This window comes from Kitasatospora sp. MAA4 (genome assembly GCF_029893355.1).
Classification (GTDB): Bacteria; Actinomycetota; Actinomycetes; order Streptomycetales; family Streptomycetaceae; genus Kitasatospora.
In genome coordinates, this window is sequence record NZ_JARZAI010000002.1 from 485469 (window position 1) to 505007 (window position 19539).

General features: G+C 71.0%; 16 protein-coding genes. 8 read left to right on the forward strand and 8 right to left on the reverse strand.

What is annotated here, in order from left to right; genetic code table 11:
• The first annotated feature begins 124 nt into the window (after positions 1-124).
• Complete coding sequence (locus P3T37_RS04510; protein ID WP_280722086.1) at positions 125-694, forward strand: MepB family protein; 570 nt, start codon at positions 125-127, stop codon at positions 692-694.
• A gap of 169 nt (positions 695-863) precedes the next feature.
• Here the strand turns inward: P3T37_RS04510 and P3T37_RS04515 are convergent, their stop codons facing one another.
• Together P3T37_RS04515 and P3T37_RS04520 are read right to left on the reverse strand one after the other, a co-directional pair.
• Complete coding sequence (locus P3T37_RS04515; RefSeq protein ID WP_280722087.1) at positions 864-2057, reverse strand: ricin-type beta-trefoil lectin domain protein; 1194 nt, start codon at positions 2055-2057, stop codon at positions 864-866.
• Between the two features lie 247 nt (positions 2058-2304).
• Complete coding sequence (locus tag P3T37_RS04520) at positions 2305-3405, reverse strand: alkaline phosphatase family protein (protein ID WP_280722088.1); 1101 nt, start codon at positions 3403-3405, stop codon at positions 2305-2307.
• 287 nt (positions 3406-3692) lie between these two features.
• Between P3T37_RS04520 and P3T37_RS04525 the strand changes: the two genes are divergently transcribed.
• Positions 3693-4256, forward strand: a complete 564-nt coding sequence (locus P3T37_RS04525) for an HAD family acid phosphatase (RefSeq protein WP_280722089.1) — start codon at positions 3693-3695, stop codon at positions 4254-4256.
• Positions 4257-4342: 86 nt separating this feature from the next.
• Here the strand turns inward: P3T37_RS04525 and P3T37_RS04530 are convergent, their stop codons facing one another.
• Positions 4343-6640 (reverse strand): LuxR C-terminal-related transcriptional regulator, encoded by a 2298-nt coding sequence (locus P3T37_RS04530; RefSeq protein ID WP_280722090.1) that lies wholly within the window; start codon positions 6638-6640, stop codon positions 4343-4345.
• Between the two features lie 261 nt (positions 6641-6901).
• Here P3T37_RS04530 and P3T37_RS04535 point away from each other — a divergent pair, with 261 nt between their 5' ends.
• Positions 6902-8326 carry a hypothetical protein gene (locus tag P3T37_RS04535; RefSeq protein ID WP_280722091.1) on the forward strand — a complete coding sequence of 475 codons (1425 nt, stop codon included), beginning with the start codon at positions 6902-6904 and terminating at the stop codon, positions 8324-8326.
• A 49-nt stretch (positions 8327-8375) separates the two neighbouring features.
• Here P3T37_RS04535 and P3T37_RS04540 read toward each other — a convergent pair whose 3' ends face one another.
• From P3T37_RS04540 to P3T37_RS04550, 3 genes are read right to left on the reverse strand one after another with little or no spacing between them, the layout of a single operon-like run.
• Positions 8376-9398 (reverse strand): TolB-like translocation protein, encoded by a 1023-nt coding sequence (locus P3T37_RS04540; RefSeq protein ID WP_280722092.1) that lies wholly within the window; start codon positions 9396-9398, stop codon positions 8376-8378.
• Complete coding sequence (locus P3T37_RS04545) at positions 9395-10657, reverse strand: MFS transporter (protein WP_280722093.1); 1263 nt, start codon at positions 10655-10657, stop codon at positions 9395-9397. Before P3T37_RS04545 ends, P3T37_RS04540 begins: the two co-directional genes overlap by 4 nt.
• A gap of 5 nt (positions 10658-10662) precedes the next feature.
• Positions 10663-11538: an alkaline phosphatase family protein gene (locus tag P3T37_RS04550; protein ID WP_280722094.1), complete on the reverse strand. Its 876-nt coding sequence runs from the start codon at positions 11536-11538 to the stop codon at positions 10663-10665.
• A 352-nt stretch (positions 11539-11890) separates the two neighbouring features.
• Here P3T37_RS04550 and P3T37_RS04555 point away from each other — a divergent pair, with 352 nt between their 5' ends.
• The 4 genes from P3T37_RS04555 (at position 11891) to P3T37_RS04570 (ending at position 16442) form a co-directional block, all read left to right on the forward strand.
• Complete coding sequence (locus P3T37_RS04555) at positions 11891-13627, forward strand: S53 family serine peptidase (RefSeq protein WP_280722095.1); 1737 nt, start codon at positions 11891-11893, stop codon at positions 13625-13627.
• 205 nt (positions 13628-13832) lie between these two features.
• Positions 13833-14789, forward strand: a complete 957-nt coding sequence (locus P3T37_RS04560) for a helix-turn-helix transcriptional regulator (RefSeq protein ID WP_280722096.1) — start codon at positions 13833-13835, stop codon at positions 14787-14789.
• Positions 14790-15189: 400 nt separating this feature from the next.
• Positions 15190-15558: a recombinase family protein gene (locus tag P3T37_RS04565; RefSeq protein ID WP_280722097.1), complete on the forward strand. Its 369-nt coding sequence runs from the start codon at positions 15190-15192 to the stop codon at positions 15556-15558.
• Positions 15558-16442, forward strand: coding sequence for a recombinase family protein (locus P3T37_RS04570; RefSeq protein WP_280722098.1), 885 nt, complete (start codon positions 15558-15560; stop codon positions 16440-16442). The genes P3T37_RS04565 and P3T37_RS04570 overlap by 1 nt, the downstream gene beginning before the upstream one ends.
• Before the next feature lie 216 nt (positions 16443-16658).
• Here the strand turns inward: P3T37_RS04570 and P3T37_RS04575 are convergent, their stop codons facing one another.
• On the reverse strand, positions 16659-17093 hold the full coding sequence (locus tag P3T37_RS04575; protein ID WP_280722099.1) for a hypothetical protein: 435 nt from the start codon (positions 17091-17093) through the stop codon (positions 16659-16661).
• Between the two features lie 76 nt (positions 17094-17169).
• Positions 17170-18135: a hypothetical protein gene (locus P3T37_RS04580; protein WP_280722100.1), complete on the reverse strand. Its 966-nt coding sequence runs from the start codon at positions 18133-18135 to the stop codon at positions 17170-17172.
• A gap of 285 nt (positions 18136-18420) precedes the next feature.
• Between P3T37_RS04580 and P3T37_RS04585 the strand changes: the two genes are divergently transcribed.
• Complete coding sequence (locus P3T37_RS04585) at positions 18421-19152, forward strand: G1 family glutamic endopeptidase (protein ID WP_280670046.1); 732 nt, start codon at positions 18421-18423, stop codon at positions 19150-19152.
• The last annotated feature ends 387 nt before the right edge of the window (positions 19153-19539 follow it).

Below are 19539 nucleotides of genomic sequence, written 5' to 3' on the forward strand. Positions count from 1 at the left end.
GAGGACTGTCGTCTGTCGCCCGGCATTCGTCGAATGCCGGGCGACAGAAGCGTTCAGCCGTGGCGGCGGACGAGCTTCCCACGTCCAGTCCGCGACTGACAGAGCACCCTGACAGAGTGGACGAATGGCGACGAACCACGAGTACTCATCCCATCTCCGCCCCACTCGCCTTGAACCGTGGTTGGACACCGCCCTGGTCCACAGCGATCTACGTGCGGCGAAAGTGCTCGTCTACGACGCCTGCGGGTTCACCTGCACACAGCCGGTCCCCGAGGCCGAGAGTGCCGAGTACGCCGCCCACGCATTCACCGTTGACGGACTCTCCATCCGGTTCCGCGCAGGAAAGACGACCCCCACCAAGGTCGGCCAGTTCGTCACCGTATGGAAGAGGTCCTCAGGCGGGCCCATCCAGCCCTTTGACATCACCGACCCCGTCGACCTCTTCGTCATCAGCACCCGTGACCGTCACCACTTTGGCCAGTTCGTCTTTCCCCTGGACGTGCTCCGCCAACACGGTGTGGTATCGGTGAACGGTTCCGGCGGGAAACGAGCCTTCCGCGTCTACCCGCCCTGGGTGACCATCGCCAACCGCCAGGCCGGCAGCACGCAAGCCTGGCAGCTCGACCACTTCCTGCACCTGTACCAGGACAGGCCCATCGACTCTGCCCGTGCCCACGAGCTCTACCACCCATAGGACGGTGACCTGCCGGTTGCAGGCCAGGCTGTGTCCGCCAGGTGGGGCCCGGCGGACACAGCGGGTGAATGGGACAAGAGCTCGCGCCTGCGGAGGGACGACCCGCGTAGCCGAAGCACGGACCGCAGGCGGATGACCGCCAGCTGCAGGTGAGTTGGGGTCGGCCCAGTCAGCGGGCCGCTGTCGGTGACGGGACCGGGACATCCGTGCTACCGGGGCTCGGCAGGGTCCACTGCTGGTCTGCCGTGCCGGCGCAGTCCTTGGCGGTGGTCGTGCCGTCGGTGGCTGCGGTGAGGCAGAGCCCGGACTGGAGGTTCCTGAAGGTCTTCGCAGCAGCGTCGTAGGTCCAGCGCTTGACCGGGTCGGTGACCTTGCCCTCGGCGGCGCTGTCGCCCTGGCAGTCGCCGACCGCGGTGGCGGAGCCCTGAGCGCTGAGGCAGTTGTCGGACCTCAGACGCAGCGTCTGGTCGGCGGCGTACACCCAGGCCTGGTCACCGGCAGTGCTGTTGCAGTCGGACATTGCGGCGTTGCCGTCGCCGGGAGAGCGCAGGCACTTCTGGCCGTTCTCGACCGCGCCCCGCGCGGTGTTGTCGACGGCGGCGCGCTGCACCGTGCCCTGCCCGGTGGTGTCGACCCTGGCGGCCGACCCGCAGGTGTCGTTGACGTGGGTGCCGGAGACCGTGGCCTTGACCGTGCCGCCGTTCGCGGTCGGCGCTCCGAACGCGACGGCGGTGGCCGGCTGGTTGTAGCAGTTGGACTGGCTGCTGCTCCACTCGAAGTACTCGGTCCAGTCCATCATCCCGTCGGAGGAGATGCCGGCCGCCGGCCGGCCCTTGTCGGCCTTGATGCTGCCGACCTCGTAGCTGGTGCGGGTGGTGGAGTCGGTGACGGTGGCGGTGAACCAGCCCTGGCCCTGGGGGGCGACCGTGAACTCGTAGGTGTGGCCGGCCGTCCAGTCCACGTGTGCCTGGCAGTGCTGGCCGTCGCCCTCCCCACCGAACGGTTCGCAGGAACTGTCGGGCCCCGGCCTGGAGTCCGTGGCGTCCCACACGGAGAAGAGAAGCGTGCGCTTGTCGCCGCCGTTGCTCTGCATGCCGAAGTAGGCGCCCTGGCCGTTGTCGAATCCGAACTGGTGGCTCCAGAAGATGTTCGCGGTGTAGCCGGGGTCGGTCTGCGGCGTCGTCGTCCAGGTGACGTCGTGCAGGGCGCCGGTTCCGGAGGGAAATCCGTAGTACGTGTACGTGCCCGGGGTGGGGCCGGCGGCGGCGTCGGGGGCAAGCAGGACGACGGATCCTCCCCCCACCGCCAGGGCGGCGGCGAGGCCTATCAGGCGGCGGCGCTTCTTCTGAGGACGATTGCCCACTGTGCACGCTCTTTCCGGGTTGCGGACACCACAGGTGTCCTGCGGGAAGCCCGGGTTGGCCGGGGAAGGCTGTTCCGCAGCGACCCGGGCAGGCATGACCGGGCAGCCGGACCACGAGCTGGGGGCCTCGTGGTCCGGCTGCCGGTGTGTATGTCCGATCACGGACGTGAGAAGCATCCACCGACGCCAGGGCGCGGCGCCTGCGGAGGAATACCTGTTCGGCTACCTGTGTCCGGTCGTGGGGTCACTACGGCAGGATGAGAGGCCACATCGGATGGACCCGGTTGGTGTCGGCCGTCAGGGCCAGCCGGTTCAGACCGAAGCCGTCCTCGATGGTCTGCAGCAGGGCGTAGTGGTTGTAGTCGGAGTCGTCCTTGAAGTTGCGGGGGCCGTTCTTGGAGATCACGATCGCCGGGATGTGCCCGCCGCCGTAGTGCCCGCCGGGCCAGTCGGGAGAGATGTCCGGGTCGCCGGCCGGTGTGATCGGGGAGTCGCAGCAGTAGTGGGTGTCCGCGTAGCCTCCGGTGCTGTCGGGGCCGAAGGCATCGGACTCGTCGGGCACGATGACGATCGCGTTGGTCGAGCCGTTGTTCCAGGCCTGGCTGGCCGTGATCGTGTCGACCGCCTTGCGCACGAAAGTCTCGGCCTTGGACTTGAGCGCGATGTCGTTGGCGTCGTCCTTGCTGTCCGCCAGGGGGCACGGCGATTCGGGGTGCCCCGGGACGGCGGTGTCGACGCCGCCGTGCATATCGTTGCAGATGTCGGGGCTGATCCAGACGTACCGGGGGATCGTGCCGTTGCGGCCGTTGAGGTCATCGCTGAGGGACGTGTAGGGCTTGATGTGCTGGCGCCGGGCGCTGTCGTCGCGGACGTCGGTGTAGAGCATGAAGGGGTTGTGCCGGTTGACGTACAGCCCGCCGTTGGCGCTGTTCCCCGTGAAGCCCGTGGACGGCATGGCGTCCATGTAGGCGCCCCACGGCACGTTGTTCGCCTCGAGCTCGTCGACGATGTTGCGATGGTCGACGCGGTTGTCCGGGTCGTCGTTGTTCAGCCACCAGTTGTGGCCGGACGTGGCCGCGATGTAGTTCGGCTCGCTGGGGTGCGTGATGCCGTAGTAGCTGGTTGCCAGGGCGTAGTGGTTGGCCAGCTGGTTGAAGTAGGGGGCGTGCGAGTCTCCGATGATGCTGTCGTACGAGTGGTTCTCCAGCATGATCACAAAGACGTGGTCCAGCGATGGGTTCGCAGCCGCGGACGGTGCGGCCGCCACCACTGACGGCAGGACGGAGCCGATCAGCAGCGTTGCTGCTGCCAGTGCTCTCACTCCGCGGCGCCGACGTCGTTCGCTCATCGGTTCTTCTTTCTCTGCGGTGCCCGGACCCGCATTCCCGTACGGCCCGGGCGGTTCCCGATTTCGGCCGGTGCAGCCGAGTGACCAGAGTGTTTCCGTCCTGGGCGCTGCGTTTGACATGCGCGCCGTCATGTCACCCGATCGGATCAGCGCTCGGCGTTGGGGTGGGGGCGAGAAAGGTTAGGGGTCGTCCCTCATGTCCGCCCGAGGGGTGAACTGCGTGAATAAGGCCAGCAGAACGAGCGCTACCCCATCCGCTCGGAAACCCCTCACCGAAGGGAATGGAAATGTCGACCAAGAAGTTCCGCATTGCCCTGCTCGCCGCTCTCGCACTCGCGGTGCCGGCCGTGTCGCTGGGTACCGCCACCGGGGCGCAGGCCGCCTCGGCGCCCAGCTACTCGACGTGGCAGCACGACGTGAAGAAGGACATCGCTCCCGCGATCCCGTGGCTGGAGAACCGCGTCGACGAGGGCGGCAGCAAGCTGGCCATCGTGCTCGACATCGACAACACCTCGCTGGAGTCGTACTACCACCCGGGGGACCCCAACGTGCCGGTGCTCAAGGTTGCCCAGTGGGCGGAGGACCACGACATGTACGTGCTGGTCGTCACCGCGCGCACCGACTCGTCGTCGGCCTGGCAGGACATGCAGGACGCCGGTTACCCGGTGGACGGCGTCTGCACCCGCCACCACGGCGAGTCGACGCCGGACGGCAAGGCGCGCTGCCGGAAGGACTTCACCGAGGACGGTTACACCATCACCGCCAACATCGGTAACCGCGACACCGACTTCGAGGGCGGCTACTTCGAGAAGCACTTCAAGCTGCCCGACTACGGGGGCATTCTCGAGTGAGCCTCTGACGCGTCGCTCCGCAGGCGGCGGTAGAGGGGGATCGGCGGATCCCCGAGCCCGCTCGGTCGAATCGACCGAGCGGGCTCTCAGCGCTGCGACCGGGTCGTCCAGGTGGCTATCTGGGTACGCGAGGTGAAGCCCAGTTTGACCAGGATGCGCTGGACGTGGCCCTGCGCGGTGCGGGGTGAGACGACCAGCAGAGCGGCGATCTGCTTGTCCGTCAGCCCCTGCGCGACCAACCGGACGACCTGCTGCTCGCGCCCGGTGAGCGGGGAGGCCGTTGCGGCGCTCCGGCACCCGGGCGTTCGCTCCAGCGCGCGGTCGACGGCCTGTTCGACGGCCAGTGCCCGGCCGGCCTGGACCGAGCGGGTGAAGGCCTCGTCGCCGAGAGCCCGGCGGAGCCGGGCCTCGCAGTCGGTGTGGTGCCGGAGGAGCCGGCCGACCCCCGGGAGCCTGGTACCGAGCTGCTGCCACAGGGACTGTGCGGCCCCGAGCAGCTCGGCGGCCTCCGGAGCGCGGTCCTGCTGCGCCCGGGTCCAGGCGAGGACCTCCAGACACTGGGCGACGCCGAGCCGGTTGTGGGCGGGAGGGCCGCAGCGCAGGCTCTCCTGGAGTCGTCGTGCGGCCGCCGCGGTCGCACCGAGCAGGAGCTCCTGGAGGCCGCTCAGCCACAGTGCCCAGGAGCGGGCCCACTGCGCCTGCTGCCGCTCGCACAGTTCGAGACCCTCCTGGCACAGGGCCCTCGCCCGGCTGTCCCCCGCCAGACAGCAGGCCAGGCCGAGCAGGAAGAGCGCGGACCAGGCGTCGCCGTGGTCGCCGTCGGCCCGGTGACGGGCGAGCGTGTCCTCCAGCAGCTGGACACCGGTGGCCAGGTCGTCGGCGAAGAGGGCGGCCAGACCGGCGAGTTGCTCGGCCTGGGCGCTCGCCCGCGGTTCGTCCAGTTCGGCGGCGAGTGCCCGGCACTCGGTGACCCGGGCGGCTGCGGCCTCGTCCGCGCCGACCAGCAGGGCAAGCCACCCGTCGGCCCGCAGGGCCGCGATCCGGGCCGGGCTGCGGGCGGTGTCGGCGGCGAGGGCCCGGGCCAGCCAGAGCCGGTTCTCCTCGAGGTGGTCCGCGCCGAGTTGCGGGCTCCACAGGGCGGCGGCCATCCGCAGGCCGGCCCCCGCCTCGCCCGGCGTGTCCAGGCAGAAGTCCAGGGCCGCGCGCAGGTTGGGTCTCTCCTGGTCCAGGCGGCAGGCCCAGGTGGCCTGTTGGGCGGTGAACCACTCGTGGTCGGCGCGCAGCACCAGGGTCAGGTAGTGGTCGCGGTGCCGGCGGCGCAGGGCCTGGCGCTCGTCCGGCTCGCCGAGGTGGAGGCGGCCGTACTGGCGGATGGTCTCCATCATCCGGTAGCGCACCCGGGCGCCGTGTTCCTCCCGGATCAGGACGGACTTGTCGATCAGGCCGGCCACCAGGTCGAGCACGGCCGCCGGCGGCAGCTGGGCGTCCGGGCACACGGCCTCGGCGGCCTCCAGGTCCATGCTGCCGGCGAACGCGGACAGCCGCGTCCACAGGATCCGCTCCTGCGGGGTGCAGAGGTCGAAGCTCCAGTCGAGGACAGCGCGCAGGGTCTGCTGACGGGCCGGCGCCGCCCGGTTTCCCTGAGTGAGCAGGTCGAAGCGCCGGTCCAGCCGGTCCAGGATCTGCCGGCAGGTCAGGGTTCGCAGACGGGTGGCGGCGAGCTCGACGGCGAGCGGTATGCCCTCCAGCAGGTGGCAGATCAGGGCGGCGGCGTGCGCCTGCGGCTGGGTCGGGGTGAACTCGCCGAGGGCGGCCGCGGCCCGGTCGACGAAGAGCTCCAGCGCCTCATTGGGCATGTCGGGTCCGGTCCGGGGCCGGTCCGGGTGCGGGGCGGCCAGCGGCGGCACGGGCAGCGGGCATTCGCCGTCGACCCCGAGAGCCTGCCGGCTGGTGACCAGCAGCTGGAGGTGGGGCAGCGCGGCCAGCAGGCGGCTGACCAGCAGCGCGCAGGGGTCGAGCAGGTGTTCGCAGTTGTCGAGGAGCAGCAGGAGCCGCCGGCCGTACAACTGGTCGGTGAGCGCCGCCAGCGGCGGGCGGGCTGCCGCGTGTTCGAGATCGAGGCCGGCCAGTGTGGCGTGTTCGAGTAGATCCGCCCGCTCGACGGCGGCCACGTCCACCCGCCACACCCCGGCCGGGTAGGAGCGCTGGACCTCGGTCGCCAGGCGCAGCGCGAGCCGGGTCTTGCCGATGCCGCCCAGGCCGACCAGGGTCAGCAGTCGGGTCCGGGAGAGCAGGGCGCGCGCGCTCGTGAGTTCGCGGCGGCGGCCGACGAAGCTGGTCGTGTCCGCGGGGAGGTTGCCGGGTCGGCGTCGTGAGTCGTCCATGGGGTCAGACCGGGTGTGGGGGCACGGTCCATCAGTCCAATGATCCGGTGTGCGTGGTCGGGCGGGACGAGGACCACGTTCCCGCTGCCGCTGCCGGTGATCAATCAGGTGGACCGCGCTGCGGATACCCGATCTACTCCCAGGCCACCTGGGATGACCCTTCGTCTCGCCCTTGACTCGCGTACCGCCACGGGTAGTTCGACGCTGCCGAGGCCCGGCTCGGCGGGAATAGCGTCCGGCCAAGGATGAAGGGAGAAAACTATGACAGCAATCAACAAGGCCACCGGAACAGCCGTTTCGCTCGTGCTGGCCGGCCTCCTCGTGGTGGCGCCCGGCCTTCCGACCGTTCGGGCCTCGGCTGCCCCGGTCTGCGCGGACAGCCAGTGCATGGCGCGGGAGAGCGCGCAGTGGCGGGCGAATAACCCGAGGCTGGCGACCTTCCTGGACGTGTTCAACTGGATCGCCTTCGCGATCAGTCTGAGCCCGGCCGGCCCGGTGCGCCCCGCTACGTTCCGCAACGCGTTCCAGGGCGTCGGACTGTCCCGCGGAACCCTGCCGTCGGGGATCTCGCCGGTCTCGACGAGGTTCGGGTCGCTGGAGAGCACCTCGACCCAGGCGTACGCGCAGCTGGAGGTCGCCGTCGACCTCATCGAGGAGACCATCGCCGAGCCGGGACTCGACCCGGCCGACGCACAGCACCTCGTCGACCTCGCCCGGCAGCACGACCTCGACCTCGCCGCCGACCTCCAGCAGGTGTACGACGGCACCCGCACGTCCGCTGAGCTGGCGGACTGGATCAACACCGAGGTCCAGTCGGCCGCCGACGGCTTCCTCAACGCGGCCAACGAGGTCTCGAACACCTACGCCGAGGGCGACGTCCCCTCCGACGCCGTGATCCGCTCCTTCGACGGGGTGGGAACGGCGATGACCGCGGGCTCGGCCGCCGAGTCCAACTGGCAGGGCTTCTGGCAGAACCCGGCCGCCGACCTCGGTGCGGACAAGGGCGTGCTCGGTCCGAAGAACGTGGGGATCGCCAAGCTGCTCGATCCGAACTCCGGGAAGATCGGCACCGTGGCCGGCGGCCCGGCCAAGTACCAGCAGATGGTCAAGGACTTCACCGATTCGCTGAAGTCCCCCTCCCGTACCGCGGCCGACGCGATGGCGCGGTTCGACCGGCTCGAGGCGGCGTTCTCCGCGCCGAACCGGCAGGGCGTCACCATGACCTACCTGCCGAAGGCGAACCTCGACGTGGCCCGCGAGACCATCGCGGCCAAGCGCATGTACGAGGCGGGGATCACGGACCTGCAGCCGGGCGGGACGGTGGCGAGCGGCCTCACGCCCGACTATGTCGCGCTGGACCAGAGCTTCGTCGGCGACTGCGTGCGGATGTCCGGGCCGAAGTCCGCCGACGCGTTCAAGGCCGGAGTCAAGGCCAAGATCGGCGAGAAGTTGAAGGTCTACGCCGCGCGGACCGGGCAGCCGGTCCGGGTGGTGATCGACGCCTCCGACAGCCCCGCCGTCACCGGCGCCTCGCTCGGCGACTTCGCCGACCTGGCGGCGGCCGGGGTGCGGATGGTGTCGCCGCAGGACGCTGCCACCATCAAGGACGTCGTCGTCCTCGGCCCGGGCGGCATGCTGGTGCAGACCGACTCCGCGGGCCGGATCGTCCTCTCGACCCAGCAGTGAGCGCTCGCCGGACCGCCGGATCATCCGGCGGTCCGGCGGTACGCCCCGGTCAGTTCGCCTGGAGGTAGGCGGGTGCCAGGGCCGCCTTCGTGAGGAGACGGGCGGCGCCGGTGCCGTCGGCGGGGACGGTCCACAGGTCGGTGCCGTAGTTGCCGGGCAGGGCGTAGACCAGGGTGGAGTCGTCGGACCAGACGGCCTGGTCGTCGATGTTGCGGTGCTCGGCGGTCGCGGTCTCGGTCATGGTGCGCAGGTCCAGGACGTACAGCCGCCAGGGGGCGTCCGGGGAGGCCCCGGGGACGCGCTTCTTGTAGGCGATCCGGGTGCCGTCGGGCGACAGCGAGGGGCACTCGACGTTCTGGTGCAGGGTGGTCAGGGTGCGGGCGGAGAGCGATCCCTGGACCAGGTAGGTCTGGCCGCCGGTCGCCACGGTGGCGTAGAAGCGGTCGTCGTCGGCGAAGGTGACGCCCCAGACGTTGATGTCGCTCGCCCGGTAGGGGTGGCCGTCCTTGATGATCGTGAACGTCTCCAGGTTGTCGTCGAGCTTCCAGGTGCGGGTGTCCACGATCGAGGTGCGGGTGGAGAAGTTGGTCCCCGCGTACGAGTCGCCGCCGACGAAGACCGTCCACGCGGCGAGCCGGCCGTCGGGGGAGACCCGGGCCCGGGTCGGGATGCCGGCCAGCGGGAAGCGGTGCAGCTCGCGCAGCCCGGCGTCGAGGATGACGGCCTGGTAGCTGTCCCCGAGCGTGCCGTGCTCGGCCTGGAGGCAGACACCGGTGCCGGAAGCGGCGTAGAAGCGCAGGCACTTGACACCGGAGGCGGTGCGCGGGGCGTCCGGCCGGTCGGCCGGGACGGTGACCAGGTCGTCGCGGTACGGCCCCCAGGTCATGTTGCGGAAGACCAGTTCCCGGCCGCTCGGCGGCCGGAGCGTGAGGTTGCCGTTGCGCACCGCGGGCCCGCCGGCCTGTTGGTGCTCCCGTTGGCCCGCGTTCGCGGAGGCGTTCAGGACGGCGGTGGTGCCGACGCCGCCGAGTAGCAGGACGGCGAACAGCAGCAGGAGCACGCGCCGGGTCATGTCGTTGCCTCCTGGTGGGTGCGGAGGATGCCGAAGGCCACAACTGATGTTGTCGCCAGGGCGGTTGCGGCGAGCGCGAGCGCGGTGTGCCCGCCCCAGGCGCTCCACGCCGCGCCGAAGGCGAGCGAGCAGACGAACCTGGCGGCGCCCTGGCCGGTGCCCACCAGGGCGAGCCCGGCGCCCTGGTGCTCGGCCGGGACGGTGCCGGACGCGGCGGCGGCGAGGACGCCGTCGGTGGCCGCGTAGAACGCGCCGTGCAGGGCGAGTACCAGGAGGACCGGCGCGGCGCCGGACAGCGGGCAGAGCAGCAGCCCGTACCCGAGCAGCAGCGCGCCGTGTCCGGCCAGGAACAGCCTGGGTCGGCCGATGCGGTCCGCGAGCGAGCCGAACGGCACGGCCAGCAGCAGGAATGCGGCCGAGGTGCCCAGCGGCAGCAGCGGGAACAAGCCCACGGCGAGGCCGGTCCGACGCTGGATCAGGAGGTAGACGAAGGCGTCGCTGACCGTGCTGAGGCCCAGCAGCACCGCGCACAGGGTCAGCCGGCGCAGGGCCGGTACCCGGATCAGCGCGAGGGTCTGGCGCAGTGGCGGCTTCGCGGCGGGGCCGACCGCGCGGCGGGACGGGACGAACAGCAGCAGGACCAGGACGCCGAGCGCCGCCACGCACGCGCTGACGGTGAACACCGCGTGGTAGCCGTCGGTACCGGCGCTCGCGCCGCCCTGCGAACCGTCGGCGGCGGCGAGTACGGCGAACGCGATGAGCGGGCCGAGCAGCGCGCCGACGGTGTCCATGGCGCGGTGCACGCCGAAGGCCCGGCCGCGGTGCTCGGGGGCGGTGGCGAGCGAGATCATCGCGTCCCGGGGTGCGGTGCGCAGGCCCTTGCCGGTGCGCTCGACGGCGAGCACCGCGCCGATCGCCGGCACGCTGCCGGCGAGCAGCAGCAGGGGTTTGCACAGCGCGGACAGGCCGTAGCCGAAGGCGGCCACCGCCTTGTGCCGGCCGCCGCCGCGGTCGGCGAGAGCGCCGCCGAGCAGCTGGACCAGGGCGGTGGCGCCGTTGTTGACGCCGTCCAGCAGGCCGAACCCGAGCGGGGAGAGGCCGAGGCCGGCCACCACGTAGAGCGGCAGCACGGCGGTGATCATTTCGGAGGAGACGTCGGTGATGAGGCTCACCGCCCCGAGCGCCAGAACGGCGCTCGGAACGGCGGCCCTGCTCCCGGTGGTGCCGGGGAGGGAGCGACAACGGTCTGCAAGGTACATAGGCGTCAGTTCCAGATACCGGTGATGTCGGAGGCACCGCCGGAGGCGCCGGCGTGGGTGTTCAGGCCGGCCAGGTCCTCCAGGGTGTGCAGCATGTCGTAGTGGTTGTAGCTGCTGCTGGAGCTCGAACCCGGGGCGACGTGCTGGCCGTAGAGGAGGGTGGGGATCTGGTTGCCGGAGTTGAGGTCGTCCTCGTCGTAGGTGACCACGAGCAGGCTGTTGTGGCTCTTGGCCCACTGCGCGTAGGAGTCCAGGTTGTCCTTCACCCAGCTGTCCCCGGTGCCGACGCTGCAGTCGTGCATGTCGTCGCAGAGGTCGGGGACCACGAAGGAGACCTTCGGCAGCTGCGAGAAGTCGCTCGGGAACTGGTTGAAGGTGTGCTCGGTGTTGGTCGGCACGTTGTCGAAGCCGAACCACGGCGCGTGCTTCTGGGCGTAGTCGCCGCTGCTGCACGTGGTGCTGCCCTGGGAGGGCAGGCCTTCGTTGTAACTACCCCAGCTCTTGCCGGAGTTGAGAAGTTCGGAGGCCAGGTTGGGAGCACTGGTGAAGCCGGTGTCGACGCAGCTGTCGTCGGTGACGCCCTGGGTGTCGCCGGAGAACAGCGCGTAGTAGTTCGGCTGGCTGGGGTGGGTGATTCCGTAGGACTGGGTGAGGGTGGCGCCGCCGCTCGCCAGGGAGTTGAGGTACGGGGCGTCGGAGCTGCCGAGGATCTGCCCGTAGGCGTGGTTCTCCATCACGACCACCACCACGTGGTCGGGGGAGGGGAGGGTGTCCGCGTGCGCGGGGACGGAGGACCAGAGCCCGAGAGCTCCGGTCGCCAGCGCGGCGGCACAACCCGCCGCGACCAGCGGGCGGTGGGAGTGCACTTTGGGTGAGGACATGACAAACCTCCGATGAGCCTTGGGGATGGGGAGTTGCATCGGTGTTGGACTTGCCTGAATTCGGGCGTCGCGCAGGCGGGGCGGCGATGCTTCGGCACTCGCGGCAGATCCTGCGGAAGGTCGCCGAGTCGGAGTGTGCGGGGCGGTGCGAACCGGAGTCAAGAGAAATCCGCGAGCACTTGTTCCGACCCGATCGGCCGGGCGGCTCATAACTGTATAGGGAAGGGAATTCAGGGCCTTACTGTTCTTTGCTGAATCATTACCTTCTTCCCGTCCACCTGGATGGCCCCCGTCTGCCATGTTTCGGCCGCGCGTTCCGATTCGCTGGGACGCCTGGCACCAGGAGGACCTCGTGAAGCTCCGTCACCTCGCCGCCGTCGCGGCACTCTCGCTGCTGCCGCTCGGCAGCCCGGTCCTCGCCGGCACCGCGTCGGCCGAGCCGACGGTGGCCCTGGCCGGGACCGTCACGCCGGCCACCGTCGGCGCCCAGCGGCAGGGCGCGCTGCCGGCCGGGCAGCAGCTGTCCGTGGCCGTCAGCCTGAAGTTGCGCAACTCCGCCGAGCTGGACAGGTTCATCGCCGAGGTCAGCACCCCCGGCTCCGCCGAGCACGGCCACTACCTCACGCCTGCGCAGTTCACCGCCCAGTACGCCCCCAGCCAGTCCGACGTCCAGCGGGTGCAGGCCTATCTGCGCGGCCAGGGTCTGACCACGACCGCCGTCAGCGCCAACCGGCAGGTGGTCGACGTGACCGGCAGCGTGGCCCGCATCGATGCGGCGTTCCACACCACCGAGGCCAGCTACCTCGACCGGACCGAACGGCGCACCTTCTACGCCCCCGACAAGGCCGTCTCGCTGCCGGCCGGCGTGGCCTCCGTGGTCGCCGGCATATCCGGCCTCGACAACGTCGCGGTCCACCACCACAGTGCCGTGACGAGGGCCGACGAGAGCGCGAGCGCGGCTCCCACCCCGGGCCTCACCCCGAGCCAGTACGACTCCGCCTACCATCTCGACAAGGTGGGCGGGCACGGCGACGGCCAGACCGTCGCGCTGTTCGAGCTCGCCGGCTACAACCCGGCCAACCTCGCCACCTACGACCAGCAGTACGGTCTTAAGGGCCCGGCCGTCAGCACGGTCTCGCTCGACGGTGCCCACTACGACGGCCCCGCCTGGACTTCGGGCGAGGACGAGGTGGAGATGGACAGCGAGATCATCCGCGGCGTCGCACCCCAGGCCACCCAGGTGGTCTACGAAGCACCCAACAGTGACCAGGGCGAGATCGACATCTACAACCGGATCGTCTCCGACGGCCGGGCGACGGTCATCTCCAACTCCTGGGGCGAGTGCGAGGACGTAGAGGCCGACGCCCACCTCGACGCCGTCAACGACATTTTCAAGGAGGCGGCCGCGCAGGGCATCAGCACCTTCAGCGCCACGGGTGACTACGGCTACCAGGACTGCTACAGCCCGGACGACCCGAACCCCAAGGACGCCGACGGGAAGCCCGTCGACGGCTATGCCGCGGCTGTCGACTTCCCCGCCTCCAGCCCGTACGACACGGCGGTCGGCGGCACCACGCTCAGCCTCAACCCCGACGGCTCCTACAACTCCGAGTCGGCGTGGAGCGGCGGCGGTGGCGGGGAGTCCGCGGTGTGGGACAAGCCGGACTGGCAGCCCGGTAGCGGCGGCCGCACGGTGCCGGACGTCGCCTCGGTCGCAGACCCGAAGAGCGGCTTCAGCCTCTACACCGCCGGCGGCAGGAACAACCCGGCGCCAGCCTGGTCCCCCACCAACGGCGGCACCAGCGCGGCGGCCCCGCTCTGGGCCGGCTTCGCGGTGCTCTACAACCAGAAGGCGCAGGCGCAGAAGCAGTCGAACCTGGGCTTCGCCAACCCGGCGCTCTACCGGATCGCGGCCGGCCCGGGCTACCCCGGCGCGTTCAACGACATCACCACCGGCACCAACAAGTCGAGCCAGGTCCCGCAGGGCAACGGCGGCTTCGCGGCCGGCCCCGGCTACGACGAGGTGACCGGTCTGGGCTCGCCGATCGCCGACGGGCTGGCCGGCGCCCTGCTGGGCGGCGGCAATTGACGCCGGGAGGCCGACCCTGCGAACCGTGACCTGATCGTCATCCCCGTACGCCCGCCGGGCCCACCCCGGCGGGCGTACGGGGTCCATCGCGAGCAAAGCGAGACCCGTGCAGTAGTGACACGCGCTGTGCCGCGCACGTACTGTCCCCGGACCCGGCCACTCCGGACCGATTCGTTCGCTTTCCCACGGATTGAGGAAGGGCGCCATGCCGCCGTCCCATCGCCGCACCGCCGCATCGCCGCGCCCGGCCGCCGGCCCCGGCACGGACTTCGCCGAGGCGCTTCGCGCCGCCATCGAGGCGAGCGGACTCAGCCTGGAGCGCATCCGGTGTCAGCTGGACGCTCGCGGCATCCGGATCAGCACCACCACCCTGAGCCACTGGCGGCGCGGCCGCAGCCAACCGGAACGTGAATCCTCGATGCCGGCAGTCCAACTGATCGAGGAGATCCTCCAGTTGCCGCCGAGCAGCCTGAGCAGCCTGATCGGGCCGCCCCGGCCGCGCGGGCGCTGGGGGAAGGAGTCGTCGCCCAGGCTGTGGTCCCGGCCGCTCAGGCCGGCCGAGCTCTGGCCCGGCGAGCCGTGGCTGGCCGAGGTGGCCGAGGAGTTCGAGGCGGTACCGGGCGACCACCTGGAGCGGCTCTCCGTCCATGACCTCTTCCGTTTCGACGCCCGGCGCGGCGAGTGCATCACGCGCACCGGCCAGGTGGTCCGGGCCACCGCCAACGGCGTCTCCCGCTGCCTGGTGGTGCACGCCGCCGAGGACGCCGACGCCGGCCCGCCGGTCATCACCGCGCTCCACCACGCCCGCCTCGGCCGGGTCCGGACCCGGTCCAAGTCCGGGATGGTCGCCGCGGAACTGCTGCTCGACGCGCCGCTCGGCGCCGGTGACACGGCGGTGTTCGAGTACGAGGTCCACTCCGCCGCCCGCACGCCGGTGACCCGGTGCGGACGCCGCTTCGCCGTACCGGTGCGGCAGTACCTGCTCGAGGCCCAGTTCCCGCCGGGCGTCACCCCGGCGTACTGCTACCGCTACGAGGGCGATCCGGGGGCGGGCGCCGACCGGGAGCGCAGCATGTTGCGGCTCGACACCTCGGCGGCCGTGCACGCGGTCTGGCTGGACCAGGCACCGTCCCGGGTCGGGATCCGCTGGGAGTGGGACTGACGTTCGCGCCCTGTTCGGGTATCCGTGCCGCACGTCTCCCTGATTGATCCCGAGTGCCGGCGGCCGCCAGCCTGGGCGGAGCCAGCACCGTCCGGGCCGTGCCGCGAACGCGCGCGCGCCGGGACGGACCACCGAACGGGAGCACGCGAGTGGGGCGCTTTCCGCTGCCCGCCGGACGACCGGCGACTACCCATGTCACTACCCAGACCACTGCGCAGTGTCCGGCGCGGCCGTACGCATGGTCTCCCGCAGGGTCGGTGCGAGTCGTGACCTCAGTCGGGCATGCGGTTCATTGATTCGCGGGCCGCGCGGATCTTCCATGGAAGTGCGCCGGAGAGCCTGTCCCGCACTCGGGAATTCGGCCGCATTCGGGCCGGAATCCATGGAGTGGGAGGCAGCGATGTCCAGAGCCGCAGCAAGAGAACGATGCGTCCGGGCAGCGATGTACCTGCGCTGCTACCCCGCCGACACCTGGGGAATGGGCTGCCACCAGGACGCCCTGCGCACCCTCGCCCGTCAGAACGGTCTACCGGAACCGGTGCTGTATCTGGACAACGGCGCCCGGTCGTGCGAGGCGCGGCCGGCACTGGAGCGACTGCTGGAACAGGCGGCCCTCGGCCTGGTCGACGTCGTGCTGGTGCCCGGGCCGTTCGTCTTCTCCCTGGACGACGTCGAAGCCGGGCACACCGTCGAACGGCTGCTCGCGGCCGGCTGCCTAGTGCTGGAAATACCCTCCCCCCACCGCACGACCTGGAACGGAGTCTCCTGATGTCAGCTGACCTGGTACCTGCCGCCTACCTGCGGATCTTCCCCCAGAACTCCGGTGCCGTGGAGCACCAGAGCGAGGCGATGCGCCGTTTCGCCGCCCGCCTGGGCGTGCCGGCGCCCACGTTCTACATCGACAACGGCTACCCGTCCACCGGCTCCCGCCCCGCCTTCGAGCGGCTCGCCCGAGCCGTCCTGGAGGGCTCCCACCGGCTGGTGATGGTGCCCGGCCAGTGGGTCTTCTCCGCCGACGACGCCAGAGCCGGCCTGGCGATCCGGATGCTCAGCGCTGCCGGCTGCCGCCGGATCGTGCAACTGCCTTCGGCCGCGACCAAGCGGGCTCCCGCCACACCCGCGGCCAAACGCTGGGAGCGGTCGAAGGAGGCAGGCGCGGACGGCCGGGCCGGTCCGGCAGGTGTGCGCAAGCGCGGCCCGGCCGGCGGCCTGGAGGCGCTGCTCGACCGGCTGGAGATCCCCGTCGCGGGGCCGGACCCCGTCGGACACGACGTGGTGCGAGCCACCGCCGAGGAGGAGACGGTCGAGGTCGACCCGGTGAACGGCGGGTACGCCGACAGCGCGATGTACCTGCGCTGCTTTCCTTACGACGCCACGCAGTTGGTCTTCCATCGGGCCGCACTGCGGCTCTACGCCCGTCAGCTGGGCGTCGCGGAGCCGGCCGTGTTCATGGACAACGGCTGCCCGTCCCGTGGCCCGCGCCCGGCGCTGGACCGGCTCATCCGGCTCGCGGCCCTGGGGAGCTTTCGCACCGTCCTGGTGCCGGGGCCGTTCGTCTTCTCGCTCGATGACCAGGAGGCCCGGTTCGTGACCCGGCAACTCGGCGTCGTCGGCTGCCAGGTGCTGGAACTTCCGCCGGCTGCGAAGTGGTGAGTGCGATGCTGGTCAGCTCCGATCCGGCCTGGCAGGAGTGGGTCGGCCGCACGATCGACCTGCCGGACGGCCGCCCGGCGACGGTCCGGATGGCCCGGCGCGAGCACGCCGCCGACACGCTCTGGGCCGTCGACGCCCGCGGCACGATGCACCGCCTCTCGCGCCACGTCGGGCCACGTCCCCCGTGCACCCATGCCGGGTCGGCCCCGAGGCCGGTCAGCTCACCACCAGGGTCAGCTGCCATACCGCACCCGAGGTCTGACGGCTCGTCAGCTCGGTCTCTCCCGGGGCGGTCGCGGTGAACAGGCCCGTCGTGGTGCCGATCGAGGGGGTCATCACCCCGCTGTCGCCCCGGCGGACCCGACCATCCGGCCGAATCTGGATGGGCTGCCACCGCCCGGCCGGATCGGTGGCCGGGGAGTGCAGGAGTACGGCCACCTGTTGTCCGGTGCGCAGGCAGATGCGGGCACCGCCGTCCGCCTGGGTGAGGGTGCCGGCGGTGTGCGGCAGCACGGCTTCGCCGGCTGCCCGGCAGGGCCGCGCGGCCGGTGTGGTCGGAGCGGCGGCGTGGGCGACGGGGCCGGCGCAGCCCGCGGTCAGGAGCAGCAGCAGAGCGGCGCGGGCTGCGCCGGTGGTTCCGCGGTGGGTCACGGTGTGTGCCTCAGGTCGTCACGAAGGGGCCGGGCGGGCGGGTGGCCGGTTGGCGGACCCGCCCGCCCGGAGCGGCTCAGCCCTGGTCGGTGGGCGAGTTGTAGTACAGGTCGCAGCCGCCGGCGCCGTTGGCGGCGTTGTTGCTCCACAGCGGTTGGACGGCGAACTTCTGACCGCCCAGCGTGACGAGGCCGTAGGTGCTCCTGTCCGACGAGCACTTGTCGGCGCTGTCCGTGCCGGCGTCGTTGTCGGTGGCCCAGCCGGTGGCGTTGGGCTCGACGATCGGGTTGGTGACGCTCTCGGCCCACTCGCGTCCGCCGACCTCGGTGACACCCTCGGTGGCGGGGTTCACCCCGCTGTCGCCCGGGTCGACGGCGCCGGCACCACAGGCGGCACCCGCGTCGGAGACGTACGGCATGTTGGTGTAGGAGATCTGGCTGCCGTCCGGCAGTGTCGCGCTGTCGTGCCAGGCGCAGTAGCCGCCCGCCGTGCCTGCGGCGAAGCCGGCCGGCACCACGCCGGTGGGTGAGTCGATCACGATCTGGGTCTCCGACTGGTTGAGGCCGAAGCGCAGGGCGACCTTGACCGCCTCGGCCTGGATGTCGGCGCTGCTCGGCGCCGCCGGCGCGGGTGCGCTGTCGTCGAGCCAGATGCCGAGCAGCGAGTAGAACGAGGCGCGTCCGGCGAAGTCGGTGGCACCCGAGCAGTCGGCGGATCCGGCCGGGATGCCGGAGCAGTACTGGGTCACCGAACTGCTCCAGTTGTCGTGCGGGGTGCCAAGGCCGTTCAGGAAGTCCCGCTGCAACGGGGCTTCGCCGGCCGGGTCGTTGGTGATGCCGCCGCTGCCCCACTGCGAGCCCCAGTAGACGACGAAGACCCGCGGGGTGTGCTGGACCGGACCGCCGTGGTAGGTCAGTTTGCCGGTGTCGGCGGGGCCGGCGTCCGGGGTGGCGGCAAGGCCGGGCTGGACCGAGAGGCCGAGCGCGGCGATGGCGAGGCCGAGGGCGGCGAGACCGCGGCGGTACTTGGGGCGTGAGGACATTCTCGTCTCCAGTGCGAGTCGGGCCCGTCGACCTGAGTGGTCGCGGCCTGTGCCGCGACCGGTGACGGTGCCGACCACGGTCGCGACCGGAGAGCGGGCGAGCAATACGGATTTGCGGCACCACTCATACGCAAACAAATCCTGACCCGGCGGAACTGTATATGCACCGTGGAGGGAGACTTGACTGTTATTTGCAATCTTTTTGCCTGTTCTCTATATATTTCGCCGGTGATTTCGGTGAATTCTACGACCCTGCAAAGCCACACCAGTAAGGAGACATCGGTCATGACCGGTATCAACTGCCGCAAGGCCCTGACCCTGGCCACCGTCGCGGCCACCCTGCTCACCGCGGCACTGGCCGCCTCCGCCCCGACCGCCGCTGCCGCGGCCCGAGGCGGGTTCCCGCACTTCGACCACGGGGTGCGCGCCGACGAGTTCTGGGCCGGCTACACCGAGACCGGTGACACGTTCACCTCGGTCAGCGCCCAGTGGAGGGTGCCGAGCCTGGACTGCGACTCCACTCCCGACAGCGTGGTCTCGCCCTGGGTCGGACTGGACGGCTTCGACTCCGACACCGTCGAACAGATCGGCTTCGACCAGGACTGCAGCAACGGCAGGGTGAAGTACGAGCCGTGGGTCGAGATGTACCCGAAGCACTCGGTCTACTTCGACGAGACCATGGAGGCCGGCGACCACATCGCGGCCTCCGTCGACGTCGACGGCCAGGACTTCACGCTCACCGAGACCGACAGCACCCAGGGCTGGTCGAAGACCTACCACGAGACCGGCGACTACCAGCTCAACTCCGCCGAGGTGATACTCGAGGACCTCGGCAGCGGCATCCAGCCGGTCGCCGACTTCGGAGCGTTGAACTTCACCGACGCCACCGCGAACGATCAGTCGCTCGGCGATGCCGGCACACCCAACTCCACCGACCTCACGCGCAGCGGCACCCGGCTGACCGCCAACTCCCAGCTCGACGGCGACCAGTTCAGCATCAGATGGCGGCACGCCTGACTCCGGACGCCCGCACTGCCGGGATGTCCCCGAAGCCAGTTCCCCACTCGGCGCCTTGCCGCGAACACGTTCGCGACAAGGCGCCGACCCATGACCAGAGCCTGGAAGGTACCGGATGCGCGAAGGCGTCAACGAACGGAGACTACGGAGAGTGCTGGGATCGGCCGTCGACGGCCGGCCCGGCTTGGTGGTGGTCGAGGGGGAGGCGGGGGTCGGCAAGACCTGGTTCGTGCAGCGGCTGCTGGGCCTTCCGGAAGCCCGGGGCGTGGCCCCGGCGGGGGGGCGGGGGCCCCCCGCCCGCCCCGGGGGGCGGGCCGGGGCGGCGGCGCCGGCGCCCGGGGAGGGCGGGGCGCGGGCCCGGGCCGGGGGGGAGCGGGGGGGGCGGGG